The following is a 12,126-nucleotide window of genomic DNA, read 5'->3' as shown; positions in this document are numbered from 1 at the left end:
GGGGAACTGTGAAGCGCGGTAGCTGTTCCGATAAATAGCTTGTTTCGGAACGGTACGGCGCCTAGGGGGACGTGTCCGAACACGTGCACAATTGCGCCGCCTTGACCGGCCTCTGATCAGGCCTTCAGCGCCGCACCCAACCGCTCCGGATCCGTCGTCGGCGCGTCACACGTGAAATTGCGACACACGTACGCAGTCGGTTCACCGCCCACCAGCGGACGGTCGGCGAGCAGCGGGAACTCCTCGCTCCCCGGCACGCCGTACGCGACCACCGCACCCGGCGCCGTACCCAGCAGCGCCACGCGGTGCAGGGACCTCGTCGCCTCGTCGTCGAGCGCGGGCCCGACGACGGCCACCTCACGCGGCCCGTCCAGCCAGGCCTCCGCGACGGCGAGACCCCAGCCGATGAACCGCGGCACCCGCGGCCCCAGCGCCTTCACCACGCCCAACGCCCGCTCCGCGGCGAGGCGATGAGGCTCGGCGCCGGTCTGCGCGGCATAGCTCAGCAGCGCGCCCGCCGCCGCGGTCCAGCCCGACGGGGTCGCGTTGTCGGTCGGATCCTGCGGACGGCGGATCAGCTTCTCGGCGTCGGCCGCGGTGTCGAACAGGCCACCCGTCTTCTCGTCCGTGAAACGCACGAGCACGTGGTCCAGCAGCAACCCGGCGAATTCCAGCCAGACGCCCTCACCGGTGACGGCCGCCAGCGCGAGGAAGCCCTCGGCCACGTCGGCGTAGTCCTCCAGCACGCCCGCGTTGCCGCCGACCCGGCCGTCCTTGCTGGTCCGGGCCAGCCTTGCCTGGTCGTCGAGATGGACACGGACGAGCAGGTCGGCGGCGGCCACAGCGGCCTCCACCAGGTCGGGACGTTCGAAGTAGGCACCGGTCTCGGCCAGCGCCGCGATCGCCAGACCGTTCCAGGCGGCCACGACCTTGTCGTCCCGCCCCGGCGCCGGACGCCCGGCACGCGCCGCCCGCAGCCGCTCCTTGACCGACTCGACCCGCTCCGCGTCGAACACCCCGTCGGACTGCGGAAGCTGCAGAACCGAGGCGCCCTCCTCGAACGTGCCCTCCTCGGTCACCCCGAAGTGCCGGACCGCGAGTTCGGCGTCGTCGTCCCCGAGGACCTCGCGCAACTGCGCGGGCGTCCAGACGTAGTACACCCCCTCGACGTGCCGCCCCGTCCCGTCGTCGCTGTCCGCGTCCAGCGCGGAGGCGAAACCGCCCTGCTCCGTGCGGAGTTCGGCGACCATGAAGTCCGCGGTCTCCAACGCCACCCGCCGGGCCAGCTCGGAGCCGGTGGCGCGCCACAGATGGGCGTACACCCGGCACAGCAGGGCGTTGTCGTACAGCATCTTCTCGAAGTGCGGCACCACCCAGTCCCGGTCCACCGAGTAGCGCGCGAACCCGCCCCCGAGCTGGTCGTAGATCCCGCCCCGGGCCATCCGCTCACAGGTGTCCTGCGCCATCTGCAACGCGCCCTCGGCACCCGTGCGCGCGTGATGGCGCAGCAGGAACTCCACGGCCATGGACGGCGGGAACTTCGGCGCCCCGCCGAAGCCGCCGCGCCGCGCGTCGTACTCCCGGGTCAGCCCGAGCAGCGCCTGCGCCTGCTCCTCCTCACCGGGCGCCTCGGAGCCGCCGAACCCGATCTCCCGCTCGGCGAGATCCCGCGCGATCTTCCCGGCCACGTCGGTGACCTCGTCACGCCGGTCCCGCCACGCGGAACCGACCCCTTCCAGCACCTGCCGGAAGGAGGGCATCCCGTGCCGGGGCGCCGGCGGGAAGTACGTCCCGAAGTAGAACGGCTCCCCCTCCGCCGTGAGGAACACGGTCATCGGCCACCCACCCTGCCCGGTCGCCGCCTGCACGGCCTCCATGTACACCGCGTCGACATCGGGCCGCTCCTCCCGATCGACCTTGATGTTGACGAAGTGCTCGTTGAGGTAGTCGGCGGTGGCCTGGTCCTCGAAGCTCTCCTTGGCCAGGACATGGCACCAGTGACAGCTCGAGTAGCCGACGCTGAGGTGCACGGCGACATCCCGCCGTCGCGCCTCCTCGAACGCCTCCTGCGACCAGGGCCACCAGTCGACGGGGTTGTCGGCGTGCTGCAGCAGGTACGGGGACGTCTCGTGCGCCAGTCGGTTCGGCATAGGTCCAGTCTTGCGCACGGGAGGCCCATAGTGCATGCAGCTGATCACCACGCCTGCCCAGGTCGCACGATACGCCCCCCACAGCCGCCACCCTCGCTACGCTCACGGCACAGCACGCATGTACATCCATGAGTACAAGGTGGTGGGGGATGAAGATTCGCCTCTTGGGTGAGGGTGACGAGGAAGGGCTCATTGATCTCCAGTCATGGCTGACCCGTGATCCGGGTACCGCTCGGGTGACGGTCGACGCCGTCCCCGGAACCGGCCCGACGATGGGCGTGCTGGAATCACTGGATGTCGTCCTGGGCAACGCCGTGGAGATCGCGAACTTCGCCCTGGCATACGTGACCTGGCGTTCGGTGCACCGGGACGAGCAGGAGGGATCCGGCTCCCGAATCTCGGACGGTCAGACTCTGGTCCACGGAGACACCACGGTGGAGATCGGCCATCTGTCCGCGGAGGAACTGGCGGACCTCCTGCGCCGTCTCGACGCGGGAACTGCGGGAGCCGACGAGTGACCTCGGACGGCAGGCGGTCACGTGCCGTCCTTTTCGGTGTCCATGAGTTCCGTGAGCTGGCCTGCCTCGACGGCGTCCGGCACAACATCCCGGTCCTGCGCGAGTTGCTCACCAGCGAGGACGTGGGCGGACTGACCGAGGAGGACTGCACGGTCGTAGCGCACGACGGCACGCAGCAGCAACTGCTGGACGCCTTGCACAGCGCCGCGCGGGAGGCCACCGATCTACTCCTCGTGTACTACGCGGGCCATGGACACTTCGGCGGCCGGGATCGTTCCTTCCTCCTCGCCACGCGGGAGTCGAGTGGGCAACGCCCGTATCACTCGGTGAAGTACGACGACATCCGCGAGTTGGTGTCCGGGTCGGCCGCGCATCGGAAGGTGGTCGTCATCGACTGCTGTTTCAGCGGCCGGGCACTTTCCATGGCAGAGGAACAGACACCGACGCAGCTGGACATGGAGATCACCGGGGCCTGCGTCCTCACGTCGGCGTCCGAGACGGAGCGATCCCTGTGCCTGCCGGAGGGCAGCGTCTTCACCGTCGAACTGACCGGGCTGTTACGCGACGGCCTCAGCGGCGAACTCGCCGGCGGACGCCGCGGCGAGCATCTTGCCGACCTGACCATGACCGACGTCTACAACGCTTTGCACTCCAGATTGCAGGGCAAGGTCATCGAGGGCTTAAGAGTGCCACAGCCCAGGATGAGCACCCGAGATCTCGGCCACCAGATCGTGCTCGCACGCAATCGGGCCTACACCGGAACGCCGGGAGGCACCGCTGTGTGCGGCGCTACCCCACCGGCGGAGGAGCCCGAGTGGGTGACGGCGGCCCGTGACCACCCCTTGTGGAACTACGTCACCGACGAGCGAGGGTCATCCCTCTTGCGTGACACGGCCACCGCACTTGCCGCCCAGGCCGCGGCAGCAGTACATCAAAGGGAGATGCCGACCGGTCCGTGGCGCTCCCAGTCCTTCACAGACCGGTTGGCCGAGTGGACCGACGGCCTGCTGCTCGACAGCAGTCTGCGCCCGGATGACCTGGGGCTCTCTGCGGCCGAGGTGTTCCTGCTCGTCACACACCCCTACCTGCACGCGGCGTTCTGGCAACACAACGAGAAGCAGTTCAGCGCGATCGGGCCGACGACCCTCACCGAGGCGCAGAGCACGTCCAAGGCAAGACGGAGCTACGAAACCTTCCTGCAAGGCCGCCCCCGATTGGTACGTCGGGCCCTGCGGAGCTCGGATCCGGAGGCGTCCGACGCCATCGGTTGGTGGCTTTTCCACCGCTGGCTCGCACGACAGGCAAGGCTCTATCACCCGACCGCTGTGGAGGCCCTTCTAGACCGTCTCGCGGTACCCCTGGGGAAGCCGTCGCCGAGGGAGAAGCGGCTTGTCGACGATGTGCTGGAGCCCTCCCTGGTGGCCCAGCTCTTGCGCGCTCCGCAGCTCCCTGGCCTGCCCGAGGATGTCGCCGCGAGGCCACGGAGCGTCGGAGCGGCGGAGACCGCGCAACGAGTCAGGGCGCACCAGCTCGCGGAGCTCCTGCGCATCGCCCACCTTTTTGCTGTCGATCCCATCGCCCTGCCAGACGTGCTGGTCGACCACATCGGGATCGGCTATGCCGTGGACCTTCCAGATGTGCACCGCACACTGGCCGGACTCAGGTGGGAGCCAAATGGACGGACCCGTACTCTGAAGGCCGTCTGCCACCACCTCGCCGTCGACCTCGGCCTGCGCCAGCACGCCGCCGCCCTCGACACCGTCCTGGCGCGCATCGACATCAGCACCGGGGAAGAGCAACGGCCGGCCCTGCTGCGCAACCTGCCCGTACACGTCACCGCTGAACAGGTGACCGCAGCCGTTGACGAAAACGGCCGTGCGGCGTACGAGTCGACCGAGCTGCGCTTCCGACTGGCCGACGACCGAATCCAAGAGCTGCTGATGGGTGAGGAACTGTACGGCGATCCCGCCCTCGCCATCCGCGAGCTGTATCAGAACGCACTGGACGCCTGCCGCTACCGAGAGGCACGAACCAATTACCTGCGCGCTACGGGCACCCAGATGACACCGTATCGCGGGAGTATCACATTCACCCAGGGAACCGATGAGAGAGGCCCATACCTGGAATGCCGCGACAACGGAATCGGCATGGGGGAGGTGGAACTCAGAGACGTCTTCTCTCATGCAGGAATGCGATTCTCGGACCTGTCGGAATATCTGGAGGAGAAGGCGAAATGGCAGGACAAGAACATTTTCATGTACCCCAACAGTCAGTTCGGTGTGGGGGTGCTCAGCTATTTCATGCTGGCCGACGACGTCACCGTAACAACCTGTCGGCTCACGCCTGAGGGGCTGCCGGGTCAGCAATTACGGGTGGAGATCGCCGGACCGGGATCCCTGTTTCGCATCCAACGCATGGAACAATGCCCGGACGCCTACACCAGCGTCCGTCTCCACCTCCGCCCCCCGGACACCGTGTCCTGCGTCGACGTACTCCGCCGCTTCCTGTGGCTGTCCGACTTCGACGTCAAGGCAAGCGACGAGCACGGGGAGACGCAGACATGGCAACCGAAAGTCCTCTCGGACGTGGCTCCCCTGGGCACCAGCGATCCCCACGAGCCCAAGGCTCTTCGTGGAGAGGGGGCGGTCGTCGTACCGAGCTCCACGCCCGCGGTGTGGTGGTGCAGCATGCAAGGAGCTGTATTGGCCGACGGCCTGTGGGCGGGAGTCCGGCTGTTCGGCGCCGTTGTCAACCTCACCGGGCCGAACACCCCGCGGCTCACGGTCGACCGACGAAGGATCATCGATCCCGACAGGACCGAGATCGAGCGGCTGCTGCGTCTGGAGATCCCGAGCCTGCTCGCCGCGAAGGACGCCGTGTTGACCCATCACTGGCTGGAGAGGTTCCTGCATGAGAGTCCGGAGACGGCCGATCTGGTCTTCTCCGAGGCAGTGGCAGCAAATTTCCGGCCGTGGAGGATCGCTCGTCGTGACGCCGACATCACTCAGTCGGGATTCTTCATCGGGGACGAATCTCTGGCAGCCCACCACGTAACCGGCGGCTTTGACGGTCCGTCGCCGTCGAGCATGTTGCCCGCGGAGTCTTTCAGGCTGCGTCCACTGATCCGGGCGGGTGTGTTCCATGATTTCTCCACACAAATATCGGAAGCAGCTGCCAAACCCACGCCTTCCGACACCCTCTTGCTCCTCCCCGGCTGGTCTCCCGGACTAGCCTTGCCCAATTGGGACGATTCGGCCTGGGCGAACGAAACTGTGGTCGGCATCAGTATCGTCCTGCGGGGTGCTCTGAGGTCTGGGCGCCCCACCGAAGACGTGATCGCCCGACTGAACGAACTCGGCTTCCGCACGCCCGCCGGTTCCGTCCCGGAGCCCAGGCCGGGAGACCTTTCTCTCCTCAGTCTGAACAACACGGGGCAAGCTCCCTGGCTCAACCACGATTCCGCCGTCAGTCCCGGCCACATCCTGCGAGTGGCGAATGGCGTCGAGCGGTCTTTCGGCGACATCGCTGATCGCCTACGTGAACTCGGTTACCGCGTCCCAGACCTCTCCGTGCCCGTCAAGTCCGACGACCTGCCAATCCTCAACCAGCAGTCCGCCGGGCGGACCTGGCTCGACCCCGAAGCCGCCGTACACCCCGCCCATATCTTGCAGGCCTCTCTGACAACGGGACGTTCCGTTCAGGACATCACCACCCGACTGAACCAACTCGGGCATCGCACTCCGATCCCTCCCGACCCCCTCACATCAGACGACTTGCTTATTCTCAAGCAGGAGTTCGCCCCACAGCCGTGGCTCGACCCCGAAGCCGCCGTACACCCCGCTCACGTCTTGAGGACGTCCCATACGACCGGACGCTCGGTCAAGGACATCACCGCCCGCCTCGAACAACTCGGCTACCGAACCACCGCCTCTCCCCACCTCGAACCCGACGACCTCCGCATCCTCAGCCGAGATCTGGATGAGCAGGCCCCCTGGCTCAACTTGGACAACACCGTGCACCCCGCTCACGTTCTGAGGGCATCCCATACCACTGGCCGCTCAGCCCAGGACATCACCGCCCGCCTCGAACAACTCGGCTACCGAACCACCACCACTCCCCACCCCGAAGCCGACGACCTCCGCATCCTCAGCCACGACCTGGATCAACGGCCCCCCTGGCTCGAAGCTGAACGTCCCGTCAGCCCCGCCCATATTCTGCGCGCCGCGAGCCTGACCCGGCGCTCTCCCCGGGACATCGTCAGCCGTCTGCATCAACTCGGGTTCTCATTACCCGATTTCGTCGTTGTGAAGGACGCGTAGTCTGCTTCCGGGGAAACCACCAGGCATCCCTCAAGACGTCCATCACGTCTCCCCACCCGCATCCACCCGATGATCGCCGCCCTCTCGCCATCCCGGGTTCGCGCAAGGACACTCGTAGGGGTAGCAGTTGGCGCCGGAGGGGGACGGGACATGCGGGACGGTCATCGGGTGGAGGCCGAGCGGCTGCTCATACGGGCGGTGGAGGAGGAGGTGCGGCGCTCCGGTGGCCGTGGTGACGGCAACGTGCTGCTGGCGCGGGCGCGTGGTGAGCTGGACGCGATGGCGCGTACGGCCGCCGAGGAGTACGAGGCGTACACGCGGGCCCTGGACGAGACGGAGGCCGGGCGGCTGACGTTCGGGCAGCGCTACGCGCGTGACGGTGCGGGGACGCCGTTGGTCGTGGCGGGTGTGGCCGCCGTGGCGGCGGTGGTGGCCGATCTGGCGCTCGGCACGGGGACGTCGACGGCGCTCGGCGCGGGCGTGACGGTCGGGGTGGTGGGTGCGGCGACGACGGTGGTGAAGGTGGCCGGTTCGCATCTGCCGGCCGCGCACCACCGGGCCGGTGCGGTGGGGCAGCCGGGCGGTCCTGAACAGCTGCGGTTGCAGTGGCTGACGGCGCTGGAGGTGCGCGGCATCCGCCCGTTCCTCGACCAGCAGCGAGTGCTCGCCGCGTCGACCGGGCCGAAGAAGCCGGGGCCGAAGCTGCTGGGCGCGGACAAGAGCGGGGCGGCGCGCGGGCGGAGTGTGCTGCGGCAGTCGTTCGGACAACTCCCGGAACCGGTCGGCCCGTTCGCGGGCCGGCGGCAGGAGATGGCGCGGATCCGGCAGTGGGTGCAGGCGGCGCGCGCGAGTACGCAGACCCGGCCCACGGTGGTCGTGCTGCACGGGGCGCCGGGCAGCGGCCGCAGCACTCTCGCGGTGCGCGCCACCCATGATCTGAAGGACCAGTTCCGCGGCGCGTGCGTGGTCGATCTGCGCGGCGACAGCCGGGACGAGGCGCCGCTGTCCACCCGTGAGGCCCTGCTGCATCTGCTGAACCGGCTCGGGGCGCCGCGCGAGCAACTGCTGTTCCGGGAGCGTTCGTCGGCGGATCAGCAGGTCAAGCGGTTGAGCGAGCTCTACCACCACCATCTGACGGGCGTACCGGTCACCGTCGTGCTCGACGACGCCTCCGACCCCGACCAGGTGCGCGCGCTGATCCCCGAGCGGTCCGACAGTCTGGTCCTGGTCACGGCGCGGGCGCCGCTCGACCTGCCCGGCGACCTGCCGGCGTGGGTGCACCAACTGGCGGTCGAACCGCTCGACGCGGCCGGCGCGGAGGAGCTGACGGGCGCGGCGGCGCAGGGTGAGACGGGGCCGTACGACGCCGAGTCCACCGACCGTATCCGGCAGTTGTGCGGCGGTCTTCCGCTGGCGCTGCGCGTCGCGGGGTCCTCGCTTGGCCCGCGCTCACCTCGCGCGCTGGCGTCGGACCTCGGCGCGTACGGCCCCGTGGACCCGGTCGAACGCGCCCTGTGGCTGCGCTACACCGACCAGAGCGAACCGGCCCGGCGGCTGCTGCGGCGCCTCGCCCTCGTCGGCCGGGCCTCGCTCGGCGTCGCGGCGGCGGCGTCGCTGCTCGCCACGGACCAGGCCGAGGCGAGCCGGCATCTGGTCGCGCTGTCCCGCGCGGGCCTCATCGACCATGTCCGCGGCAGCCGCTACCGCCTGCACGACCTCGTCCGGGCCTTCGCGCACGCCCGGCTGGTGGACGAGGAGGAGGCGAGCGAGCGGGTGGCCGCGCAGGAGCGGCTGATCGTGAACTACGCCGACCTCGCCGACTCCGTGCTGCGGCTGGTCGACGGCAACATGTCGACGCGCTCCGACCGCTTCGGCCCGCACGGCTTCACCTCGCTGGACGAGGCGCTGCGCTGGCTGGACGACGAGTCCAGCTTCATCACGGCCGCGCTGCGGCACGCGGAGGGCATCGACCAGGGTGCCGTGCTGAACCTGCTGGGCGCGCTGTGCGACTACTGCCTGCTGCGCGGCGACCTCTACCGCCTCGGTGAGATCAGTGAGCTCGCGCAGGCCGTCGACCAGGGCCTGCTGCTCCGCTCGGTCCAGTGGCGCACCGGTATCGCGGCCCGCCAGCTGGGCGAGCTGGACAAGGCGCGCACGACGCTGACGTCGGTGGTCGACCTGTACCGGGAGGCGCACCACGACGCGGGCGCGGCCCGTGCCCTGTGCTCCCTCGGCATCACCCTGCACCACCAGGGCAACCTCACCGAGGCGGCGGCCCGGCTCCGGGAGGCCCTCGACATGCAGGCCGCGCCGTCGCTGGCCACGGACCGGGCCTGGACGATGCACGCGCTGGCCGCGGTGGAACGCGATCGCGCGCACCTCGCCGAGGCGTTCGACCTGCTGAACCGTTCCCTGGAGCTGCACCGGGCCGGCGAGTCCCTGCACGGCGAGGCCTGGGCGCACTTCCAGCTCGGCCAGCTGTACCTGCGACTCGGTGACGTACCGCACGCGGAGACGGAGCTGCGCCGGGCCCTGGAGCTGTACGGGCGTACGCGCGACGCCCGTGGCCAGGCCTGGGCCCTGACCCAGCTGGCGCGGGCCCGGCTGGTGGCGGGTGACGCGTTCCCCGCGGTGGAGGAGCTGCGCCGGGCCGCGGCCCGGCACCGTGACAACGAGGACGCGCGCGGCGAGGCGTGGACCCTCTACTACCTGGGGCAGTCGCTGGAGGAGTCGGGCGACCTCGACCAGGCGGTCCGCGAGCTGGAGCGTTCCCGCACGATGTTCTCGCGGATGCGGGACGTCTACGGCCTGGCCTGCGCCCGTCATCACTCGGCTCGCGCGACGCGCGACCAGCGCGCCGCCCAGACGGGTTCGCTGCGCAACTCGGGCTTCGCCCGTCAGCTCCTGGTCGACGCCCGCGCGGACTTCCACCGCATCGGTGTCGCCCACGGCGAGGCGTGGACCTGTCTGGAGCTCGCGGTCGTCGACGCGGGCAACGCGCGCACGGCGTCGGCGCTGGCGCTGTGCGACGAGGCGGTCGGCCTGTTCGCCTCGTACGGCGACCGCCGCGGCGAGGACTGGGCCCGCTTCCTGCGCTGCACCCTGCTGCCGTACGCCGCTCCGGGTGGTGTGGACGTCGGTACGGCGGTGGCGCAGGAGGAACTGGCGCAGTTGTCCCGGGCGGGCCATCCGGCACGGGACGAGAAGCTCGACGACTACGTGGAGGCGTATCAGCTGCTGCTGGAGCGGGGCGTGGAGCTGGAGGCCGGCTGGCAGGGCTGGCGTCTGGGAATGACCCCCAGCCGCCACGCCCGCGAGGTGATGGGCGTGCCGGTCCCCACGCCCCTCTGACGGTCGCCGCGGCCACGGAGTGGAGCGCCCTGAGCCTGCGGGCGGCTACGCTCAACGGCCCGGCGGGACCCCATGCCGCGCCGGTCGCGACGACGTCCAGGGCGCGCGCTGCCCGGCGGGAATCCCCGCAGCGCGTTGCCCGGCGACGCCCTGGTACGCGTGGCTCAGGGCGCGCCGTGAACCGACGGCGGCCGACGGGATGCCCTGACCGGGCGGGGGGACCCCGGCGGGGCGTAGCCCGGCAGACCCTCGCAGCCCCCGGACACGCGCAATCCACGGCACGCCGTTGCCGGCGGCGGCCAACGCAGCGCCATGACCAGGCGGGACCCCGACAGCGCGTGGTCCGGTGTGCGCCATGCGGCGCATTTCGCGCGCAACCCACGCCACGCCCTGACCGGCGGCCCCGTGCAGGGCCGCCGGCCGGAGGGGCCCACGGCGGGCCCGGAACGAGGCGTCGCTCAGGGCGGGGTCCGCTCAAGAAGTGGGGCCTCGCACCGCCAGGGTGCGAGGCGGCTCAGCTCTGGGACGACGGCTGCCCCTGGGGCCCCGGCCCCGTGCTCCCCCTGCCGACCGCCCCCGCCGGGTCCTCGGGAGCCTCCTTGAAGTCGACCCGGCCCATGTGCCGGTTCATCGACTTCATCAGGCCCCAGACGGCCAGGGCCATCACCGCGAAGACGATGAAGCCGAGGACGCCGGGGGTCACCTTGTCCTCGTCGACCTCCTTGGCGAGGGTGACGAGGTGGGTCATTGCCATGCTCGCGCTTGCGCTCATGTCAGGCATTGTCGCGGACGCCCGCGAAGAGGTCGTCCTCGGGGAGGGAGGTGGCGACGAGGGACTTCGCGAGCTCGTACTCCTCGGTGGGCCAGACCTCCTTCTGGAGCTCCAGCGGCACCCGGAACCAGCCCCCGTCGGGGTCGATCTGCGTGGCGTGCGCGATCAGCGCCTTGTCGCGGATCTCGAAGTAGTCGGCGCAGGGCACGTGGGTGGTCAGCGTGCGGTCCTTGTGGCCGGAGTCGTCCCAGCGCTTGAGCCACTCCCCGTAGGGGGACTCCATGCCGCGGTCCACCAGCGCCTTGTGCAGCGCCTCGGTGCGCGGGCGGTTGAAGCCCTGGTTGTAGTACACCTTCAGCGGCTGGTAGGCGGGCCCGTACTCGGACTCCGGGTACTTCTCGGTGTCCGCCGCGCCCTCGAAGGCCACCATCGAGATCTTGTGGGTCATGATGTGGTCGGGGTGCGGGTAGCCGCCGTTCTCGTCGTAGGTGGTGATCACCTGCGGACGGAACGAGCGGATCTTCTTCACCAGCTCGCCGGCCGCCTTGTCGACGTCCTCCAGGGCGAAGCAGCCCTCCGGCAGCGGCGGCAGGGGGTCGCCCTCGGGCAGGCCGGAGTCGACGAAGCCGAGCCACTCCTGCCCGACGCCGAGGATCTCGCGTGCCTCGTCCATCTCCTTCTTGCGTACCTCGTGGATGTGCTCCTCGATGTACTTGTCGCCCTGCAGCTTGGGATTGAGGATGGACCCGCGCTCCCCGCCCGTGCAGGTCACGACCAGCACGTCCACCCCCTCGGACACGTACTTCGCCATGGTGGCCGCGCCCTTGCTCGACTCGTCGTCGGGGTGCGCGTGGACGGCCATCAGTCGCAGCTGGTCAGTCAAGACTCAATCCTCGTTTGGTCGGCGCCCGGTGTGACCGGGTGCGAACGGCGGCTTCTATAGTGACCGAATCGGGGGGCGATTAATTCCGGGGTACGACCCGGAAGACCCCTTCGGGACATGGATCCCGCCCCGG

General features: G+C 69.7%; 6 protein-coding genes. 3 read left to right on the top strand and 3 right to left on the bottom strand.

Translation table 11 applies throughout. The features are described 5' to 3' along the window. Positions 1-116 precede the first annotated feature (116 nt). Positions 117-2,150 (bottom strand): thioredoxin domain-containing protein, encoded by a 2,034-nt coding sequence (locus ACIP2X_RS15435; protein WP_401672600.1) that lies wholly within the window; start codon positions 2,148-2,150, stop codon positions 117-119. A 149-nt stretch (positions 2,151-2,299) separates the two neighbouring features. On the opposite strand from ACIP2X_RS15435, the gene ACIP2X_RS15430 reads away from it, so the two are divergent. From ACIP2X_RS15430 to ACIP2X_RS15420, 3 genes are all read left to right on the top strand, one after another. Next, complete coding sequence (locus tag ACIP2X_RS15430) at positions 2,300-2,668, top strand: hypothetical protein (RefSeq protein ID WP_401672597.1); 369 nt, start codon at positions 2,300-2,302, stop codon at positions 2,666-2,668. Then, positions 2,665-6,987, top strand: a complete 4,323-nt coding sequence (locus ACIP2X_RS15425; RefSeq protein WP_401672595.1) for a caspase family protein — start codon at positions 2,665-2,667, stop codon at positions 6,985-6,987. The genes ACIP2X_RS15430 and ACIP2X_RS15425 overlap by 4 nt, the downstream gene beginning before the upstream one ends. 150 nt (positions 6,988-7,137) lie before the next feature. Further along, positions 7,138-10,338 (top strand): tetratricopeptide repeat protein, encoded by a 3,201-nt coding sequence (locus tag ACIP2X_RS15420; RefSeq protein ID WP_401672593.1) that lies wholly within the window; start codon positions 7,138-7,140, stop codon positions 10,336-10,338. A 514-nt stretch (positions 10,339-10,852) separates the two neighbouring features. Here the strand turns inward: ACIP2X_RS15420 and ACIP2X_RS15415 are convergent. Together ACIP2X_RS15415 and mca are read right to left on the bottom strand one after the other, a co-directional pair. Further along, positions 10,853-11,119: a hypothetical protein gene (locus ACIP2X_RS15415; protein WP_401672591.1), complete on the bottom strand. Its 267-nt coding sequence runs from the start codon at positions 11,117-11,119 to the stop codon at positions 10,853-10,855. After that, positions 11,112-11,972: a mycothiol conjugate amidase Mca gene (gene mca / locus ACIP2X_RS15410; RefSeq protein WP_401674446.1), complete on the bottom strand. Its 861-nt coding sequence runs from the start codon at positions 11,970-11,972 to the stop codon at positions 11,112-11,114. Before mca ends, ACIP2X_RS15415 begins: the two co-directional genes overlap by 8 nt. Positions 11,973-12,126: the final 154 nt, after the last annotated feature.

The organism is Streptomyces sp. NPDC089424, assembly GCF_044749345.1.
Classification (GTDB): Bacteria; Actinomycetota; Actinomycetes; order Streptomycetales; family Streptomycetaceae; genus Streptomyces.
Note: the sequence above shows the minus strand (reverse complement) of the source record. Positions and strands in the feature narration are given on the sequence as shown.